Source organism: Mycobacterium asiaticum (genome assembly GCF_001673635.1).
GTDB classification, from domain to species: Bacteria; Actinomycetota; Actinomycetes; order Mycobacteriales; family Mycobacteriaceae; genus Mycobacterium; species Mycobacterium asiaticum_C.
The window spans coordinates 49,860-68,430 of record NZ_LZMH01000083.1 but is presented as its reverse complement, the minus strand read 5'-3'; the positions used below and the strand labels follow the sequence as shown (position 1 = coordinate 68,430).

17 protein-coding genes and 1 pseudogene are annotated in these 18,571 nt (G+C 68.3%); 13 read left to right on the top strand and 5 right to left on the bottom strand.

Translation table 11 applies throughout. The annotated features are described in order from the left end of the window. Positions 1-28: 28 nt before the first annotated feature. Positions 29-640: an aa3-type cytochrome oxidase subunit III gene (gene ctaE, locus A5645_RS25170; RefSeq protein WP_065037937.1), complete on the bottom strand. Its 612-nt coding sequence runs from the start codon at positions 638-640 to the stop codon at positions 29-31. A gap of 116 nt (positions 641-756) precedes the next feature. Here ctaE and trpD point away from each other — a divergent pair, with 116 nt between their 5' ends. Further along, positions 757-1,830 carry an anthranilate phosphoribosyltransferase gene (trpD, locus tag A5645_RS27420; RefSeq protein ID WP_436405531.1) on the top strand — a complete coding sequence of 358 codons (1,074 nt, stop codon included), beginning with the start codon at positions 757-759 and terminating at the stop codon, positions 1,828-1,830. Here the strand turns inward: trpD and A5645_RS25165 are convergent. Beyond that, a pseudogene (locus A5645_RS25165) lies at positions 1,768-3,612 on the bottom strand (DEDD exonuclease domain-containing protein); the annotation flags it as partial. The gene trpD and the pseudogene A5645_RS25165 sit on opposite strands and share 63 nt — an antisense overlap. Before the next feature lie 128 nt (positions 3,613-3,740). Here A5645_RS25165 and A5645_RS25160 point away from each other — a divergent pair. From A5645_RS25160 to pimB, 4 genes are all read left to right on the top strand, one after another. Further along, on the top strand, positions 3,741-3,986 hold the full coding sequence (locus A5645_RS25160) for a hypothetical protein (protein ID WP_065131445.1): 246 nt from the start codon (positions 3,741-3,743) through the stop codon (positions 3,984-3,986). A 172-nt stretch (positions 3,987-4,158) separates the two neighbouring features. After that, a complete protein-coding gene (gene ripC, locus A5645_RS25155) occupies positions 4,159-5,313 on the top strand; it encodes a peptidoglycan hydrolase RipC (RefSeq protein WP_065037935.1) in 1,155 nt (384 codons plus the stop codon). Between the two features lie 40 nt (positions 5,314-5,353). Further along, a complete protein-coding gene (locus tag A5645_RS25150) occupies positions 5,354-6,157 on the top strand; it encodes a hypothetical protein (protein ID WP_065131518.1) in 804 nt (267 codons plus the stop codon). Between the two features lie 100 nt (positions 6,158-6,257). Beyond that, on the top strand, positions 6,258-7,397 hold the full coding sequence (gene pimB, locus A5645_RS25145; protein ID WP_065131444.1) for a GDP-mannose-dependent alpha-(1-6)-phosphatidylinositol monomannoside mannosyltransferase: 1,140 nt from the start codon (positions 6,258-6,260) through the stop codon (positions 7,395-7,397). Positions 7,398-7,511: 114 nt separating this feature from the next. Here pimB and A5645_RS25140 read toward each other — a convergent pair whose 3' ends face one another. Further along, a complete protein-coding gene (locus A5645_RS25140) occupies positions 7,512-9,314 on the bottom strand; it encodes an AMP-dependent synthetase/ligase (RefSeq protein ID WP_065131443.1) in 1,803 nt (600 codons plus the stop codon). 144 nt (positions 9,315-9,458) lie between these two features. Between A5645_RS25140 and A5645_RS25135 the strand changes: the two genes are divergently transcribed. From A5645_RS25135 to A5645_RS25115, 5 genes are all read left to right on the top strand, one after another. Further along, complete coding sequence (locus tag A5645_RS25135) at positions 9,459-9,848, top strand: polyketide cyclase / dehydrase and lipid transport (RefSeq protein WP_065037932.1); 390 nt, start codon at positions 9,459-9,461, stop codon at positions 9,846-9,848. A 109-nt stretch (positions 9,849-9,957) separates the two neighbouring features. Next, positions 9,958-10,392, top strand: coding sequence for an SRPBCC family protein (locus tag A5645_RS25130; RefSeq protein WP_036359453.1), 435 nt, complete (start codon positions 9,958-9,960; stop codon positions 10,390-10,392). Beyond that, positions 10,389-11,651: an ArsA family ATPase gene (locus tag A5645_RS25125; RefSeq protein WP_081288566.1), complete on the top strand. Its 1,263-nt coding sequence runs from the start codon at positions 10,389-10,391 to the stop codon at positions 11,649-11,651. The genes A5645_RS25130 and A5645_RS25125 overlap by 4 nt, the downstream gene beginning before the upstream one ends. Beyond that, the gene (locus A5645_RS25120) at positions 11,648-12,040 is read left to right on the top strand and encodes a hypothetical protein (RefSeq protein ID WP_065038000.1); all 393 of its coding nucleotides are present in this window, start codon (positions 11,648-11,650) and stop codon (positions 12,038-12,040) included. Before A5645_RS25125 ends, A5645_RS25120 begins: the two co-directional genes overlap by 4 nt. Positions 12,041-12,135: 95 nt before the next feature. After that, entirely contained in the window at positions 12,136-12,885 is a 750-nt protein-coding gene (locus tag A5645_RS25115; protein ID WP_065131441.1) for a lysophospholipid acyltransferase family protein, read from the top strand. A 12-nt stretch (positions 12,886-12,897) separates the two neighbouring features. Here A5645_RS25115 and A5645_RS25110 read toward each other — a convergent pair whose 3' ends face one another. Further along, positions 12,898-14,178 carry a glycosyltransferase 87 family protein gene (locus A5645_RS25110; RefSeq protein WP_065131440.1) on the bottom strand — a complete coding sequence of 427 codons (1,281 nt, stop codon included), beginning with the start codon at positions 14,176-14,178 and terminating at the stop codon, positions 12,898-12,900. A gap of 91 nt (positions 14,179-14,269) precedes the next feature. Here A5645_RS25110 and A5645_RS25105 point away from each other — a divergent pair, with 91 nt between their 5' ends. The 3 genes from A5645_RS25105 to A5645_RS25095 all read left to right on the top strand — a co-directional run bounded on the left by A5645_RS25105 (position 14,270) and on the right by A5645_RS25095 (position 17,187). After that, positions 14,270-15,136, top strand: a complete 867-nt coding sequence (locus tag A5645_RS25105; protein ID WP_065131517.1) for a hypothetical protein — start codon at positions 14,270-14,272, stop codon at positions 15,134-15,136. Between the two features lie 124 nt (positions 15,137-15,260). Continuing rightward, the gene (locus A5645_RS25100) at positions 15,261-15,764 is read left to right on the top strand and encodes a polyadenylate-specific 3'-exoribonuclease AS (protein ID WP_065131439.1); all 504 of its coding nucleotides are present in this window, start codon (positions 15,261-15,263) and stop codon (positions 15,762-15,764) included. A gap of 34 nt (positions 15,765-15,798) precedes the next feature. Further along, the gene (locus A5645_RS25095) at positions 15,799-17,187 is read left to right on the top strand and encodes a class II 3-deoxy-7-phosphoheptulonate synthase (RefSeq protein ID WP_065119318.1); all 1,389 of its coding nucleotides are present in this window, start codon (positions 15,799-15,801) and stop codon (positions 17,185-17,187) included. 88 nt (positions 17,188-17,275) lie between these two features. Here A5645_RS25095 and A5645_RS25090 read toward each other — a convergent pair whose 3' ends face one another. After that, positions 17,276-18,523 (bottom strand): protein kinase domain-containing protein, encoded by a 1,248-nt coding sequence (locus tag A5645_RS25090; RefSeq protein ID WP_253867139.1) that lies wholly within the window; start codon positions 18,521-18,523, stop codon positions 17,276-17,278. Between the last annotated feature and the right edge of the window lie 48 nt (positions 18,524-18,571).

Below are 18,571 nucleotides of genomic sequence, written 5' to 3'. Positions count from 1 at the left end.
TTTCATTTCTGTATTCGGAGCCGCGGGCTCATCGGATGAAATAAATCACGGTGAAGAGCGCGATCCACACGATGTCCACGAAGTGCCAGTAGTACGAGACGACGATGCTGGCGGTGGCCTGGGCGGGAGTGAACTTGCTCATCGTCGTGCGTGCCAGCAGGAAGATGAATGCGATCAGACCACCGGTGACGTGCAACCCGTGGAAGCCGGTCGCCAGGTAGAACACGCTCCCATAGGCGCTGCCGGGGATGGTGGTGCCGTGGGTGACCAGGTGGAAGTACTCGTAGGCCTGACCCAGGATGAAGAACAGCCCCATCAGGAACGTGATCACATACCAGCGGCGCAGCCCGAACACGTCGCCGCGCTCGGCCGCGAACACGCCCATCTGGCAGGTGAACGACGAGGCGATCAACACCACCGTCACCGGCACGGCCTGATACAGATTCAGCTCCGTCGGCGGCGGCGGCCAGTTCCCGCCGGCCTGCGATCGCGCCGTGAAATAGAACGCGAACAGGCCAGCAAAGAACATGAGTTCGCTGGAAAGCCACACAATGGTGCCAACACTGACCATGTTGGGGCGATTCAGCGAATGCACGCGCGACGTAATCGCAGTACCCGAGGTCCCTACAGCACTCGTCACATCCGCAAGTATGACGCTTTGTAGTTGTCGAACTCTACCCGGGGCAGGAATTCGTTCGTTGCGTGTCTGAGACCGGCCTGGGACACCGCTTGGGAGCCGCTGTCTCTCGTGGGACCATCGGCGGCGTGGCTGCGTCGTCTGAGGCTGTGTCGTCCGGGTCGTCCTGGCCGCAGGTGCTCGGGCGGCTGACCGACCGGCAGCACCTGACGCGCGCTCAGGCCGCCTGGGCGATGGACCAGATCATGACCGGCGACGCGGAGCCCGCCCAGATCGCCGCGTTCGCTGTGGCGCTGAAGATGAAGGGCCCGACCTCCGACGAAGTGAGCGCCCTGGCCGCCGTGATGCTCGACCATGCCGTCCCGGTACCCGTCGACCAGGACGCGGTGGACGTGGTCGGCACCGGCGGCGACGGGGTCAACACGGTCAATCTGTCCACCATGGCCTCGATCGTGGTGGCCGCGGCCGGGGTGCCGGTGGTCAAGCACGGCAATCGGGCGGCGTCGTCGTTGTCCGGCGGCGCCGACACGCTGGAGGCCCTCGGGGTGCGCATCGATCTGGGGCCCGAGCAGGTCGTGCGCAGCCTCGCCGAGCTGGGCATCGGGTTTTGCTTCGCGCCGCAGTTCCACCCGTCGTATCGGCACGCCGCGGCGATACGACGTCAAATCGGGGTTCCTACCGTGTTCAATCTGCTTGGGCCGCTTACCAATCCAGCCAAGCCGCGGGCAGGACTGATCGGTTGCGCGTTCGCCGACCTCGCCGAGGTGATGGCCGGGGTGTTTGCTGCCCGCCGCTCTAGCGTGCTGGTGGTGCACGGTGACGACGGCCTGGACGAATTGACCACCACCACGACCAGCACCATCTGGCGGGTGCAGGCCGGCACCGTGGACAAGCTGAAGTTCGACCCCGCGGGATTCGGCTTCGCGCGTGCGGAGATCGAGGAACTGCGGGGCGGCGACGCCGAGGCCAACGCCGCCGAGGTCCGGGCCGTGCTGGCCGGCGCCAAGGGGCCGGTGCGCGACGCGGTGGTGCTCAACGCCGCGGGCGCGCTGGTGGCACACGCCGGCTTATCCAGCCGCGCTGAATGGCTGCCGGCGTGGGAGGACGGGCTGCGCCGGGCCGGCGACGCGATCGACAGCGGGGCGGCCGAACAGCTCCTCGCGCGTTGGGTGCGGTTCAGTCACGAAGTCTGAGGCCTGGCGGCCGGCCAGTCGTGCCGATCGTGCGGTGGCCGCCCACGCCGCCCACGCGCCGGCCGACCCGATCGGGCTGGCCCAGCCCTGGTCCTGGGTGTCGCACGCGCCGGTCACCCGCACGATGCGCACCCCCGGCGCCGCGAGCCAGCGCGCGATCAGCGCGGTCTCCTCGACCATCGCCCCGCCGAGTGGAGCCGGGGCCGGCAGGATCGCCTGCGCGCCGGCCTGGATGGCGTCGATCACGGGCATCGGCGGCACCCCGCGCCGGGCGGTGCCCGCGGCTGCGAGCTGCCCGTGGCGGATGACCGCCAGGTGGTAGCCGCCCTGCCCGTCGGGCGCGGCCGCGACCAGCTCGGGAAGCGCCGTCAGTGCCCGCAGGCGCTGCCCGCGCCAGAGCGCTTCGACGGCAGTGGCGACGTGGTCGCGCAGCCGCGCCGCGCTCTCGTAATGCCGGCGTTCGGCCAGGGCGGCGACCTGCTCGACGGCCGCCGCCAGCGCCAAGTTGTCCACCCCGTCGATCAACGCCGACGCCCGCCGCGTCGCCGCCGCATACTGCTGTGGCGTCGCGTCGCGGGCGCCGGGGCAGGGTGAAACCTCGAGTTCCGGGCAGGCCGGACCGTGCCGCGCCGATCGTGCCAGCCGCTTGGTGCAGGTGCGCACTCCGGTGAACCGGGCGAGCAGTGCGGCGGTATCGGCGGCGTCGGCGCGGGACCGAAACGGGCCGACCGTCCGGTCGTGCCGCGGTTTGCGGACCACCGAGAACCGCGGAAACGCCTCGTCGGTAAGCACCACCCACCACCAGCGGTGCGGGAATTTCGACCGGCGGTTGTACGGCGGAGCGTGCCCGGCCAGCAACCGTAACTCGCGCACCCCGGCTTCCAGAGCGTGCGCGCATTCGACGTGATCGACCGTCTCGGCGAGCACGACCATCTCTTTCATCCGGGTGCGCGGATCGGTGCCGTTGAAGTACTGACTCACCCGGCGCCGCAGGTCGACCGCGGTGCCGACGTAGAGCACCTCATCGGACGGGCCGCGGAACAGATAGACCCCGGGGCGGTGTGGCAGGCCCTCGGCCAGCACCCGCTTGCGGCGCTGGGCCGGAGTCACATTGGGCAGATAGGACCGCAGGTCCGCATAGGTGTGGATGCCCTGGTTGCCGACCCGTTCGATCAGCGCGTGCAGCACCTCGACCGTGGCGCGGGCGTCGTCCAGGGCGCGGTGGGTGGGTCGGGTCGCCACGGCGAACAATCGCGCCAACTCGGCCAGCCGCACGCTGGGGGCTTCCTCCCGGCTCAGGATCCGCCTGGCCAATCGAACCGTGCACAACACCCTGGGCCGTGGCCAGGCGATCTGGCACCGCTCGGCGGCCGCGCGCAGGAAGCCGATGTCGAATCCGGCATTGTGCGCGACCAGCACGGCGTCACCGGCGAATTCCAGGAACATCGGCAGCACGGCGTCGATGGTCGGGGCGTCGCGGACCATCGCCGTCGTGATCCCGGTCAGCTGAACGATTTGCGGCGGGATGCTGCGCTGTGGGTCGACCAGAGTGGCGAATTCGCCCAGGACGGCGCCGCCGCACACCTTGACGGCGCCGATCTCGGTGATCGCGTCCGGGGTGGCCGCTTCGGTGCCCTGGGCGCGTCCACCGGTGGTCTCCAGGTCGACGACCACGAAGGTGGTCTCCCGCAACGACAGCTCGTCGGGCGCCTGCCAGCCGGGGGATCCGGCAGCGTCGGCGACGTCGGCGAAACTCAGTTGAGTCCCACCGGTCGCGCCCATGGCTGTGACGTTAAGCATCCGTACCGACAGCGGTCTGTTCCCACGCCGGGCACGGTTGTCGGTGCCCACCGTTACCGTGCGGATGAGTAGGAACTCGGGAGTTGATGATTAAGGGAAGGACCGACGCAATGGGGCACAGCAGCGGGGCTGAAAGAGCGGGCGAGGCAGCGGGGGAGCCGGTGGTGATCGACTGCGACGATTGCGCGGTGCGCGGGCCGGGTTGCCAGGACTGCGTGGTCAGCGTGTTACTAGGCGTGCCCGAAACCCTTTCGTACGACGAGCAAGTCGCGCTGGAGGCGTTGGCCGAGGTGGGAATGGCGCCGCGATTGCGATTGGTTCCGGTGCGGCGCGGCCGTGCGTCGGGCGTGGCCTAGAAGTCGTGTAGGGTCGTCGACGGCGCTGCAGACCTTTCACATAGAAATGACATAAATCTTCCCAATTTCTTAACTCCCCCCTTTGGACAAACGTCGATATCGTTTCGTAACCTGTTTGAGACCTAAACCAGCTCGACGGATTTACGTCGATGGCAGTTTAAGGAAGCAAATCTTGAGGCTCGATAGGCATTCGATCGCGCGTGTAGTCAAGCGGTCCGCCATCGGTTCGTTAGCCAGCTTCGTTGTTCTCGCGGGGGTTTCGGCCGCCACTGTGCTGGCCGATCCTGCCGAGGACGCGCTGGCCAAACTGAACGAACTGTCTCGGCAGGCCGAGCAGACCACCGAGGCCATGCACAGCGCGCAACTGGACTTGAACGAGAAGCTGGCCGCGCAACAGGCCGCCGAGCGCAAACTCGCTGACGCCCAGGCCGCCCTGGCCACCGCGAAAGAGCGCCTCGCCACGTTCCAGACGGCGGTGAACAAGGTTGCCGCCGCGACGTACATGGGCGGGCGCACCGACGGGCTGGACGCGATCCTGACCGCCGAGTCACCGCAGCTGCTGATCGACGGGCTCGCCGTGCAGCGCGTGATGGCGCGTCAAATGTCTTCTCAGATGGCCAGTTTCAAGGCCGCCGGCGAGGACGCCGTAAAGGCCGAGCAGGCATCCGCCCGGTCGGCCGCCGAGGCCAAGTCGGCCGCCGAGCAGGCCGCCGCCGTACGGGCCAACCTGCAGCACAAGCAGAGCCAACTGCAGGTGCAGATCGCCGTGGTCAAGTCGCAGTACATGGCGTTGACCCCCGAACAGCGCACCGCCATGGCCAATCCGGGTCCGGTTCCGGAGCGCATTCCGGACGGAGCTCCGGGAGCGCCGGCACCCGAGGCCCTGCCGCCCGGTCCGGACGGTGCGCCGGCCCCCGGTCAGGCGCCCGCACCCGGCGGAGTGTCGGTGCCCTACACCGGGCCCGGTGAAGGTGCGACCGGCGACCGCGCCGTAGTCGTGCAGGCCGCGCTCACCCAGATCGGCTCGCCGTATGTGTGGGGCGGTGCCGCACCCGGCGGCTTCGACTGCTCGGGCCTGGTGATGTGGGCGTTCCAGCAGGCCGGCATCTCGCTGCCGCACTCCAGCCAGGCGCTGGCGCACGGCGGCCAGCCGGTGGCCCTGTCGGACCTGCAGCCCGGTGACGTGCTGACGTTCTATTCCGACGCCTCGCACACCGGCATCTATGTGGGCGACGGCATGATGGTCCACTCCTCCACCTATGGCCAGCCGGTTCGAGTGGTGCCGATGGAGTCGTCCGGTCCGATCTACGACGCCCGCCGCTACTGACGGCCCCGGCGCGGTGCCGCCGCGCCGTCGGCTGACGCTGCTGCTGGGCTGTGTGTTGCTGATCGAGCTGGTGACCGCGGCCGTCCTGCCGGTTCAACCGGCGCCCCCTCCTACCACCAGCGTCGAGACGCTGACTCCGGTGGGCGATCGCGTCGTCCGGCTGACCAGCAGCGGCGGCTCTGAGCAGCTATTGGCGCGGGTGGCTTCCGAAATGGGCGGCGCCGTGGACGCGGTCGTGGGGTTCTGGGGCCGGGACTGGCCACGCGAAATCTCCGTGTTGGCCACCGGAACGGACGAGCAGTTCCGAGTCGCCGCCGGCGGCGGGCCCGCGGCGCAGTGGGCCGACATCGCCGCGGTGACGGTGGCCGAGCACGTCGACCCGGCCAGCAGGTCGGTGACCGGCCAGCGCATCGTGTTCGCACCCGGTGCGGCCGGGACGAGTGTGGGTGCACTGCGAATTGTGTTGGCGCACGAGCTTTTTCACTACGCGGCCCGCGCGGACACCGCGCTGGACGCGCCGCGGTGGCTGACCGAGGGCGTGGCCGACTACGTTGCCCGCCCGCCCGCGCCGCTGCCCGCTGACGCGGCGTCCGCGGCGGCGTCGTTGCCGTCGGACCAGGAGCTGGACACTCCGGGACCGTCGCGCACCCGCGCCTACGATCGCACCTGGTGGTTCACCCGCTTCGTCGCAGACAGCTATGGACCAGCCAAGCTGCGCGAACTCTATCTGGCGGCGTGCGGGCCGGGGCACCCCGATGTACCCACCGCCGCCGAGCGGGTGCTGGGGCTCGATGCGACCGCCCTGCTGGCGCGCTGGCAGGAGTGGGTCGCCGGGTCGGGCTGATGCTGATGTGCCCGCGAACGTGCGCTCAGGTACAGCGACACGCCGCGCCGGCCGGCATTCCGGGCACGCTCGTCGGCGCCGCCCACGCTAACGTGTCGACGTGAGCCGGGTCCTGCTGGTAACCAACGACTTTCCGCCGCGGCGCGGCGGCATCCAGTCGTACCTCGGCGAATTCGTCGGCCGGGTGGTCAAGGCCGGCAAGCACACCGTGACGGTGTACGCGCCGAAATGGAAGGGCGCGGAGGCTTTTGACGAAGCGGCCGCCGACGCGGGTTACCGGGTGGTGCGCCATCCCACCACGCTGATGCTGCCCGTCCCGGCCGTGGACGGCCGGATGCGCCGGTTGATCGCCGACCACGACATCGACACGGTGTGGTTCGGCGCGGCGGCACCGCTGGCCCTGCTGGCGACGCGGGCCCGGCAGGCCGGGGCGCGCCGGGTGTTGGCCAGCACCCACGGCCACGAGGTGGGCTGGTCGATGCTTCCGGTGGCGCGTTCGGTGTTGCGGCGCATCGGTGACGACACCGACGTCGTGACCTTCGTCAGCCGGTACACCCGATCGCGCTTCGCACCGGCGTTCGGGCCTGCCGCCGCTATGGAGTACCTGCCACCTGGGGTGGACAGCGACCGGTTCCGCCCCGACCCCGCCGCGCGCGCGGAGTTGCGCGAGCGCTACGGGTTGGGTGAGCGGCCGACCGTGGTGTGTGTATCCCGGCTGGTGCCGCGCAAGGGCCAGGACATGCTGATCAAGGCGCTGCCCACGATCCGGCAGCGGGTCGACGGGGCCGCCCTGGTGATCGTCGGGGGAGGCCCCTACCTGGACAGCTTGCGCAAGTTGGCGCGCGAGGCAGGGGTGGCCGATCAGGTGACGTTCACCGGCGGCGTTCCGGGCGATGAGTTGCCCGCCCACCATGCGATGGGCGACGTGTTCGCGATGCCGTGTCGCACCCGTGGCGCCGGGTTGGACGTCGAGGGCCTGGGCATCGTCTTCCTGGAAGCGTCCGCGGCGGGGGTTCCGGTGGTAGCCGGCCGCTCGGGAGGGGCGCCGGAAGCGGTGCAGCACGACAAGACCGGCCTGGTGGTCGACGGGAACTCGGTGGACCAGATCGCCGATGCGGTCAGCGGGCTGCTGGCCGACCGGGACCGGGCGGCCGCGATGGGCGCCGCGGGCCGCGACTGGGTGCGCAAGGACTGGCGCTGGGACACGCTGGCCGCCCGGCTCGCGGATTTGCTCGGCTAAGCGTGCCGAGTAGACGCTAAAGCCCCCGACACGCCGGGCAGAGTGGGGCGTTTGCGTCTGCTCGCGAGGGGTTCGCGAGGAATTCGCGAGGGGTCGCGAGGGGGCCCCGGCTCGCTAGTCCTTTTCGTAGATCGCCTCGATCTCGGAGGCGAACTTCTCCGCGACCACGTTGCGCTTGACCTTCATCGTCGGGGTCAACTCACCGGTGTCCTCGGTGAAGTCGACCGGCAGGATGCGGAACTTGCGGATCGACTCGGCGTTGGACACCTGCTGATTGGCCTTCTTGACGGCGGTGTCCACCTCGGCGACCAGGTCGGGGTCGGTGGCCAGGTCACCGACCGAGGCGCCCTCGGCTTTGCTGTTGCGCTGCTTCCACCCGCCGAACGACTCCGGGTCGATGGTGATCAATGCGCCGATGAACGGCTTGTTGTCGCCGACCACCATCGCCTGGCTGATCAGCGGATGCGACCGCAGCTGGTCCTCGAGCACCGCCGGCGCCACGTTCTTGCCGCCCGCGGTGACGATCAGTTCCTTTTTGCGTCCGGTGATGGTCAGGAAGCCGTCCTCGTCGATCGAGCCGAGGTCGCCGGTGCGGAACCACCCATCGGTGAACGCGTCTTCGGTGGCCTGCTCGTTACGCCAGTAACCGCCGAACACCACCCCGCCCCGCACCAACAGCTCTTTGTCCTCTGCGATCTTGAGGCTGTTGCCCGGCACCAGCTTGCCGACGGTCCCGATCTTGAGGCCGTTGATCTGGTTGACGGTGATGGCCGCGCTGGTCTCGGTCAGGCCGTAGCCCTCGTAGATCGTCAATCCGACACCGCGGTAGAAGTGGCCGAGCCGAGCGCCGAGCGGCGCGCCACCAGACACCGCGGCATGACATTCGCCGCCGAGCGCTGTGCGCAGCTTGTGGTAGACCAGCCGGTCGAACACCGCGTGCTTGGCGCGCAGCACCAAACCCGGTTTCCCGTCGTCGTGGGCCCGGCTCCACGCCACCGCGGTGTCCGCGGCCGCCTTGAAGATCGGCCCTTTGCCGTCATTAGACGCATTCTGCTCGGCGGTGTTGTACACCTTTTCGAACACACGCGGAACCGAAACCACCACAGTGGGCTTGAATTCCGCGAACAGCGGCAGCAGGTTTTTGATGTCACTGGTGAAGCCCACGGTGACTTGGCTGGTGAACGCCGACAGGGTCAGCGCACGGGCCAGCACGTGCGCCAGCGGCAAAAAGACCAGCAGTCGCTCGCCCTTGCGCAACAGCGTCGGCAGGCATTCCTGCACGCCGCGGATCTCGTGTAGCAGGTTCGAGTGGGTCAGCTGGCAGCCTTTGGGCCGGCCCGTGGTGCCCGAGGTGTAGATCAGCGTCGCCGCGTGCTCGGCGCGCAGTGCTTCTTGGCGCGCGGTGAGCTCGGCCGCGTCGACCGATGCAGCGGCTTCCGCCAACTGGTCCAACGCCTTGGGCCCGGAGCCGTTGATGTGCAGCACCCGGCGCAGGGCGGGCAGCTCGCCGGTCAACTCGGTGACCATCGCGGCATGCGCGTCGGTTTCCGCGAAGGCGACCACCGCCTCCGAGTCCTGCAGCACCCAGCGCACCTGCTCAGCCGATGACGTCTCGTAGATCGGGACGGTAACCGCGCCGATCGACAGGATCGCCAGGTCCAGGATCGCCCATTCGTAGCAGGTCGCCGAGAAAATCGAGACCCGATCGCCCGCCTCAACCCCCAGGCCGATCAAACCCAGGGCGGCGGACCGGATCTGCTCGGCCGCCTGGGCGCACGTCACGTCGGTCCAAGCGCCGTCGACCCGCCGCTTGTAGATCACGTAGTCCGGGTCGTCGCGTTCGTGCTGGTACACGACCGCCGCGACATTGTCGTGCTCGTCGACGGTAAAGCGGGCGGGGACACTGTACTGACGCACTTGGAGTTACCTCGCTTGACCTAGGGTGGCGCTTCTCGCCGCGGTTGCTGTCACCAGCCTAATCCGGTCATTCCCGCAGCATGGAGACCCCCGGTCCGGGCCTCGCCTGGATGGCCGAAAGGTCCGATATGTGAAGCTGAGGCAATGAACAGCATCCAGATCGCCGACGAAACATATATCGCCGCCGACGGCGCGCTGGTCGGGGCCGCGATCGCCGATCAGGCCAAGTGGCGCCGGTGGTGGCCCGATCTCCGGCTGACGGTGACCGAGGATCGCGCCGAGAAGGGCATGAGGTGGACGGTCGCCGGGGCGCTGACCGGCACCATGGAAATCTGGCTGGAACCGTCGATGGACGGCGTGGTGCTGCACTATTTCCTGCACGCGGAACCGACCGGAGTGTCCGGATCGGAGCTGGCCAAGCTCAACCTGCCCAAGCTGACACACCGCCGGCGGGTGGCGGGCAAGAAAATGGCCTTCGAGGTGAAAACGACCTTGGAAGCCGCACGTCCGGTCGGCGTTTCTCCGGTAATTTAACCGGGTCAAGATAGGCGTCAGGAGCGGTGCAAAAGAGTAGCGTTCCTGCAGGGAGACGGGGGCGCTCCCACAACTGACCGGAGTTGAACCGGGAAAGGGATGCAGCCAAGTGGCGGACAAGACGACTCAGACGATCTATATCGATGCCGATCCCGCCGAGGTGATGCGGGCGATCGCCGACATCGAGTCCTATCCGGACTGGATCAACGAGTACAAGGAAGTCGAAGTCCTCGAGGCCGACGACGAGGGCTACCCCAAAAAGGCGCGCATGTTGATGGACGCGACCATCTTCAAAGACACCTTGATCATGAATTACCAGTGGCCCGCCGACCGCAAGTCGCTGAGCTGGACCCTGGAATCGAGCTCGCTGCTGAAGTCCCTGGAAGGCACCTACATCCTGGCGCCCAAGGGATCTGGGACCGAGGTCACCTACGAGCTGGCGGTCGACCTGGCCGTCCCCATGATCGGGATGCTCAAGCGCAAGGCCGAACGGCGGCTGATCGATGGCGCATTGAAGGATCTGAAGAAACGAGTCGAGGGCTGAGTGATTCCGCGGCGCCTGCCCCGGCCCGGATCAGTCTGTTCGTAGGTAAGGGTGGGGTAGGAAAATCCACCCTGGCGTGTGCGACCGCCGTTCGCGACGCCGGCGATGGTCAGCGCGTGCTGGTGGTGTCCACCGACCAGGCCCATTCGCTGGGTGACGTGCTGGGTGTCCCGGTGCCACCGACCGGCCAGGGCGATGCGATTCGCGTGCTTGCCGACGACGCCGAGACCGGCGGCGGCTTCCTTGACGCGCTGGCACTGGACACCCTGGCGCTGCTCGAAGAGCGGTGGCGCGACGTCGTCGACGCCCTCGACGCGCGATTCCCCGAATCCGAACTGAGTCGCATTGCGCCCGAAGAACTTTCGGCGCTGCCCGGCATCCAGGAAGTACTCGGCCTGCATGCCGTCGGCCAGCTCGCGATGTCGGGCCGCTGGGATCGCATCGTGGTGGACTGCGCCTCGACCGCGGACGCGCTGCGCATGCTGACCCTGCCCGCCACTTTCGCGCTGTACGTCGAACGGGCCTGGCCGCGGCATCGTCGGCTCAGCATCGGCAGCGACGACGGCCGCTCGGCCGCTGTGGTCGAACTGCTGGAACGGACCAGCGCCGGCGTGGAACGGCTGAGTTCGTTGCTGACCGACGGAGATCTGGTCGGTGCGCACCTGGTCCTCACGCCCGAGCGGGTGGTGGCCGCCGAGGCGGCGCGCACCCTGGGGTCGCTGTCGTTGATGGGTGTCCGGGTCGAGGAACTGCTCGTCAATCAGGTGCTGGTCCGAGACGAGACCTACGAATACCGCAGTCTGCCCGACCATCCCGCGTTCTACTGGTACGCCGAACGCATCTCCGAGCAGCGCGCCGTGCTGGAAGAACTGGACGCCACCATCGGCGATGTGGCGCTGATCCTGGTCGCCCACCAGGCCGGGGAACCGATCGGGACCAAGGCGCTGGCCGAGTTGCTGGACAGCGCCCGGCGACGGCGCGGCGCCGAGCCGCCGGCGCCGGTGCGTCCGATCGTCGACTTGGAGTCCGGCTCCGGCCTGGATTCGGTGTACCGGCTGCGGTTGGCCTTGCCCCAGCTCGACCCCGCAACGCTGGCGCTGGGCCGCTCGGACGATGATCTGATCATCAGCGCGGGCGGGGTGCGCCGGCGAATTCGGTTAGCCTCGGTGCTACGGCGGTGTACCGTGCTGGACGCACAGTTGCGCGGCGGTGAGTTGACCGTTCGATTTCGACCGGATCCGGAGGTATGGCCAAAGTGACTACGGGTCATACCGATATCGGTCCGGAGTTGCGCAAATTGGCGCAGGCCATCGTGGACGGGATCGACCCCGCTGTGCGTGCCGCGGCGACCCTGGCGGCCAGCGGCGGGACCGGCAAATGCCAGCAGGTGTGGTGCCCGGTGTGCGCGCTGGCGGCGGTGGTCAATGGTGAGCAGCACCCGTTGGTGACGGTCATCGCCAACCATAGCGTCGCGTTGCTGGAAGTCATCCAGTCCATCGTCGACGACATGCACGACGCTGCCGCTCCCGCGCCCGAGGACGACCCTCCGGACGGCGGTTTGCCCACCGAACCCGCCCCGGGCAGCACTAACGGCAACGGCGCTGTTAGGACCGGTTATCAGGCCATCCCGGTTACCCTGCAGGAGTGAGCCGGCGCGAGCGGTCCTAGTTCGCGAGGTGGTCCGCGCCTTCGCGGGTCGGTACAGTTGGCGCAGACACCATCCGGTGCAGCCGAGAGGGAGTTATGTGGTACTACCTATTCAAGTACGTTCTCCTCGGCCCGCTCCTGTCCTTGCTGGGTCGCCCGAAAGTCGAAGGGCTGCACCACGTTCCGAGTTCCGGCCCGGTGATCCTAGCCAGTAACCACCTGGCGGTCATGGACAGTTTCTTCCTGCCGCTGGTGGTGCGCAGGCGCATCACCTTCCTGGCCAAGAGCGAATACTTCACCGGCACGGGACTGAAGGGCTGGTTCAACCGCTGGTTCTACACCGCCGTCGGGCAGGTGCCGATCGACCGGACCGACTCCGAGGCCGCCCAGGCCGCGCTGGAGACCGCCAAGCAAGTACTGGCTCAGGGCAAGCTGCTGGGGATGTATCCCGAAGGCACCCGCTCGCCGGACGGCCGCCTGTACAAGGGCAAGACCGGGCTGGCGCGACTGGCGTTGCAGACGGGCGTTCCGGTGATCCCGGTGGCGATGATCGGCACCAACAAGGTCAACCCGCCCGGCACGTCGATGCTGCGGTTCGGTCGCGTCACCGTGCGGTTCGGCAAGCCGATGGACTTCTCGCGCTTCGACGGGCTGGCCGGCAACCACTTCATCGAGCGCGCCGTCATCGACGAGGTGATGTACGAGCTGATGGGGTTGTCCGGTCAGGAATACGTCGACATCTACGCCGCCAGCGTGAAGGACGGCAGCGCGGGGGACGGCGATGCGGACGGGTCCAAACCGGATTCCGCCACGGCCGACCGGATTCCGGAAACACAGGCCGGTTGATCGGCGGGCCTATCAGCCCGCGGCCGCTACCGGGGTGCGTTCCCGCGCCGCCAACCGCGCCGGCGCCACCTGCGCGGTGACGGTCACACCGGCGACCACGATCACCGCCAGCGCCCACCACACGTAGGACATCCCGAGCAGTTGCCGCCACCAGGCCGCCGTCGTCTCGTGGTGCTTGGGCAGCAGGTCGATGGGCGTCCACCGCATCAAGGCCAGCCCCAGCAAGGTGACGACGCCGAGCGCGACGTTGCGGCGCCGCCAGGCCAGCACCCCGGTCACCAGCACGGCCGGCAGCATCCACACCCAGTGGTGCGACCATGACACCGGCGAGACCACCAACCCGAACAGGGCCACACAGATGACGGCCAGGGGTGCTTCGTCCGCCCGCAGCACCCGCCGCATCGCCCAGATGGTCGCGCCCAGCACCAGCAGACTGGCCAGCACCCACCATGGGAACCGTTCTTGCTGCTCGAGCCCCAACCGGGCCAGGGCTCCCGCGATGTTCTGATCGGTGTTCAGCGCCGCCTCGCCGATGCGGTCGGTGTGGTGCAGCGTGCGGGTCCAGTACTCCCAGGAATCACGCCAGGCCAGCGCAAAGCCGACCAGCGTCGCGGCCACGAAGGTCACAATCGAGGTGATCGTGGCGCGGGTGTCCCGCCGAAGCAGGAAATACAGCAGGAACACCGCCGGGGTGAGCTTGAGCGCGATTCCCAAGCCCAGCAGCACTCCCCGCGGCCAGGGCGTGCGACGGGGGAGGCAATCGGCGAGCACCAGCGTCATCAGCACGGCGTTGATCTGGCCGAAGGCGAAGTTCGAGCTGATCGGTTCCAGCCAGATCGACGCGGGCGCGACGATGACCACGGCCAACCACCAGCGGCGCAGCCAGGCCGGGCCGGCCAGCCGATCCGAGTCGGCCCACACGTCGAGGCGGGTCAGCACGATTGCCGTCGACACCAGCAGCACCGCGAGCGTCAGCGCCGTGATCGCGACGCTGGCGACCGGCATCCCCATCCAGGCGAACGGGCTGAAGATCACCGCGGCCAACGGGGGATAGGTGAACGGCAGGTCCACAATCGGTGTGTGGAACATCACGTTCCCGCTGTACAACGGCCGACCGTCCAGCCAGGCGCGGCCGCCCATCTGATAGACGTCGATGTCGATGCGGTAGGGAATGTGCCCGAAGAGCTGCCAGCACGTGTTGGCCAGCGCCAGCGCGGCCAGTAGCCAGAGCAGGCACCACAACCACACCCGCCCGGATCGCCTGCCCAGCACGGGCGACTGCCATCTACTCATGTCGCAGACAGCCTAATCGTTATCTTGCGTAGTCTTGCCCGCGCAGCGCGGCTTCCGGCGCGGGCGCGTCGGCGGGCGTAGTTTTTTTGTGGTGCGCCATTGGCTGGAGCATGACATCGTCGATCGCGGCAGGCTGCCGCTGCTGTGCTGCCTGATCGCCTTCATCCTGACCTTCTTCGTCACCCGGTCCTGCGTGCGGTTCATCCGCCATCGCGGCGACCGGGGCAAGCCGGCGAGGTGGTGGCAGCCCCGCAACATTCACATCGGGGCGGTGCACATTCACCACGTGACTTTCGGTGTGCTGCTTGTGATGGTGTCCGGGTTGACCATGGTCACCTTGGCGGTCAACGGTGATGGGCCCGAGTTGACCGTCGCGGCAACCCTTTTCGGAATCGGTGCGGCCCTGGTGCTGGACGAGTACGCCCTGATCCTGCATCTGTCCGATGTGTACTGGGAGGAGGACGGCCGCAGCTCGGTGGACGCGGTGTTCGCCGCGGTGGCCGTGGCCGGGCTGTTGATGCTCGGGCTGCATCCGCTGATGTTCATCCTGCCGATCCGCCACGACGGCAATTGGGTGACGTTGCAGAGCACGCTGGCAGGCGCGCTGGTGCTGACCCTGCCGTTGGCCGTGGTGGTGCTGCTCAAGGGTAAGGTCTGGACGGGTCTGCTGGGCATGTTCATCGTGGTGCTGCTGGTGATCGGGGCGATCCGGTTGTCCCGGCCGCACGCACCGTGGGCGCGCTGGCGCTACACCACCCGACCGGCCAAGATGCGGCGTGCCCTGCAGCGTGAACGCCGGTGGCGGCGCCCGGTGGTGCAGGCGAAGCTGTGGTTGCAGGGCGCGATCGCCGGAACGCCCGGGCTGCCCGACGAGCGCGCGGTCGCGGCCCAGCTAGATCTCGATGTGCACCCCGCGCCGCCGCCCGAGGGCACCGAGCCGATTCCGATCGCCGGGTGAGCAGACGTAAAAGCCCCGGCACGGTACGGCGTGCGGGGGCTTGGCTGGGGGTACCGCCCGCTTGCGGGGGACGGCTCGGCGCGGGGCGGCGCCCGGCCGCACCGGGCCGCATTAGGCTGCGACGGTGCGGTTTTTCTACGACACCGAGTTCATCGAGGACGGCCGCACCATCGAACTCATCTCCATCGGCGTGGTCGCGGAGGACGGTCGCGAGTACTACGCCGTGTCCACCGAATTCGACCCGGAGCGCGCCGGCAACTGGGTTCGCGCCAATGTGCTGCCCAAGCTGCCGCCGCCGGCCTCCCAACTCTGGCGATCCCGCCGTCGCATCCGCGACGACCTGGAAGAGTTCCTGGGCGTAGCAGGCTCCGAGCCGATCGAGCTGTGGGCCTGGGTCGGGGCTTACGACCACGTGGCGTTGTGCCAACTGTGGGGGACCATGCCTGACCTGCCCAGGGCTATACCCCGGTTCACCAGGGAGTTGCGGCAGTTGTGGGAGGAGCGCGGATCCCCGCGGCTGCCGCCGCGGTCACGGGACGTGCACGACGCGCTCGTCGATGCGCGCGATCAGCTCAACCGCTTTCGGATCATCACCGGCCAGGACGCGTCCGCACCCCGTTCTCCCTGATCAGCCGACGATCCAGCACAGTTACCATGGACCGATGAACTGGACCGTCGACATCCCGATCGACCAGCTGCCGCCGCTGCCGCCGTTGCCGGCTGATCTGCGCGCACGACTGGACGCCGCGCTGGCCAAGCCGGCCGTCCAGCAGCCCAGCTGGCCCGAAGACCAGGCGACGGCGATGCGCACCGTGCTGGAAAGTGTGCCGCCGGTGACCGTGCCCTCCGAGATCGTCCGGCTGCAGGAACAGCTGGCCGAGGTCGCGCGCGGCGAGGCTTTCCTGCTGCAGGGCGGCGACTGCGCCGAGACCTTCACCGACAACACCGAACCGCACATCCGGGGGAACATCCGCACCCTGCTGCAAATGGCGGTGGTGCTCACCTACGGCGCCAGCATGCCGGTGGTCAAGGTCGCCCGCATCGCCGGGCAGTACGCCAAGCCGCGGTCGTCGGATATCGACGCGCTCGGCCTGAAGTCCTACCGCGGCGACATGATCAACGGCTTCGCCCCCGACTCGGCGGCACGGGAACACGACCCGTCGCGGCTGGTGCGTGCCTACGCCAATGCCAGCGCGGCGATGAACCTGGTGCGCGCGCTCACCTCGTCGGGCTTCTCCTCGCTGCATCTTGCGCACGACTGGAACCGCGAGTTCGTCCGTACCTCACCCGCCGGAGCCCGGTATGAGGCGCTGGCTTCCGAGATTGACCGCGCGCTGCGGTTCATGAGCGCCTGCGGGGTGGCCGACCGCAACCTGCAGACCGCCGAGATCTACGCCAGCCACGAAGCTTTGGTGCTCGACTACGAGCGGGCCATGCTGCGGTTGTCCGAGGTCGAGAACGGCGAGCCGCAGCTCTACGACCTGTCGGCGCACACGGTGTGGATCGGCGAGCGCACCCGCCAACTCGACGGTGCCCACGTTGCGTTCGCCGAGGTGATCGCCAACCCGATCGGTGTCAAGATCGGCCCGACGATGACCCCCGAACTGGCCGTGGAGTACGTCGAGCGGCTCGACCCGCACAACAAGCCGGGCCGGCTGACGCTGGTGAGCAGGCTGGGCAACAACAAGGTGCGCGACGTGCTGCCGCCGATCATCGAGAAGGTTCAGGCCGCCGGTCATCAGGTGATCTGGCAGTGCGACCCGATGCACGGCAACACCCACGAGTCCTCGACGGGCTACAAGACGCGGCACTTCGACCGGATTGTCGACGAGGTGCAGGGCTTCTTCGAGGTGCACCGCGCCCTGGGCACCCACCCGGGCGGCATCCACGTCGAGATCACCGGTGAGAACGTCACCGAGTGCCTCGGCGGAGCGCAGGACATCTCCGACACCGACCTGTCCGGCCGGTACGAGACGGCCTGCGACCCGCGGCTGAATACCCAGCAGTCGCTGGAGCTGGCCTTCCTGGTCGCGGAGATGCTGCGCGACTGAGGGTTGGCGCGCTGCGGAGGGGTGGCGAGCAGACGTAAAAGCACCCGCACGCTCGGCGTGTCGGGTGCTTTTACGTCTGCTCGCGCAATTAACGTAACAGGGTGCTCAGGTGCACGCCCACGGTCCACCCGGCCGTCGCGACGAGTCCGGTCAGGGTCAGCACCACCGCCATCCACACCAGCATCATGCGCCGGCGGTGCTGTCGCTCCCACCTGAAGTCCTCGATCGGGATGCCGGCGAACTCCTCTGAGTCGCCGACGTATTCGTCTGCGACAGAATCGAATTCAGAGTCGGATTCGTAGTCGGCTTCATAATCTGGTTCAACCGGCGGCTCCTGCTGCGGCCAGTCGCCCGGTTCGCGGGTGAACTGCCGGGTCGGGCGATGCACCGGCGGCGGGCCCGGGTTCGGCCGCTCGGCCACGCGGCTGCGTTGCAGCGCCGCGGACCGGTGCTGTGCCGAGTTGCGCGGTGCCGGCACCCGAAAGTCCGGCAGCCCCAACTCCTCGACGATCGCCACCACGTCGGCGGCCATCTCGATCGCGTCGGCATACCGTTCGGCGGGGTCCCGCGCCGTCGCGCACGCCACGAAATCGTCGAATTGCGTTGGTACGCCGTCGATTACCGCACTGGGCGGGGGCACATCGCTATCCAGCCGCTGATAGGCGATCGACAACGCCGAGTCACCGGTGAACGGGGTCTGGCCGGTCAGCAGCTCGTAGGTCAGTATCCCGGCCGAGTACACGTCGCTGCGGGGCCCGGCGTTGCCGTCGCGGACCTGCTCGGGCGAGAGATAGGCAGCAGTGCCCAAAATGACGCTGGCAGAAGTGATTCCGGCCCCGGCGACCGCCCGGACCAACCCGAAATCGGCGATCTTGACCTCGCCGTCGTCGGAGATCAGCACGTTCTCGGGTTTGACGTCGCGGTGCACCAGCCCGGCCCGATGCGCCTCCGCCAATCCGCCCAGCACGGGCCGCAGCACCGCAGCCACCGCATGCGGCGGCATCGGCCCCCGCTCGATCAGCAGCTCGCGCAGGGTGCCGCCCTCGACGAGCTCCATCACCAGAAACGGGTGCCGGCCGTCGTGACCCTGGTCGTACACCGCCACCACGTTCGGATTCTTCAGCCGCGCCACCGCGCGCGCCTCGAGCTGAAACCGGGTCAGGAACTGCTGGTCGCCCGCATAGCGCGCGTCCATCACCTTCAGGGCGACCGGGCGGTCCAGCCGGGTGTCCAGCCCGCGGTAGACGGTCGAGGTGCCGCCGCTGGCGATCTTGGCCTGGACGAGATAGCGGCCGTCCAGCAGCGTGCTGGCGCGCAGGTCTCCCGTCTCAACCACGGAGGCCATCGTAGGTGTGCGCCGCAATTTCATGGGGAAACGTCGCCA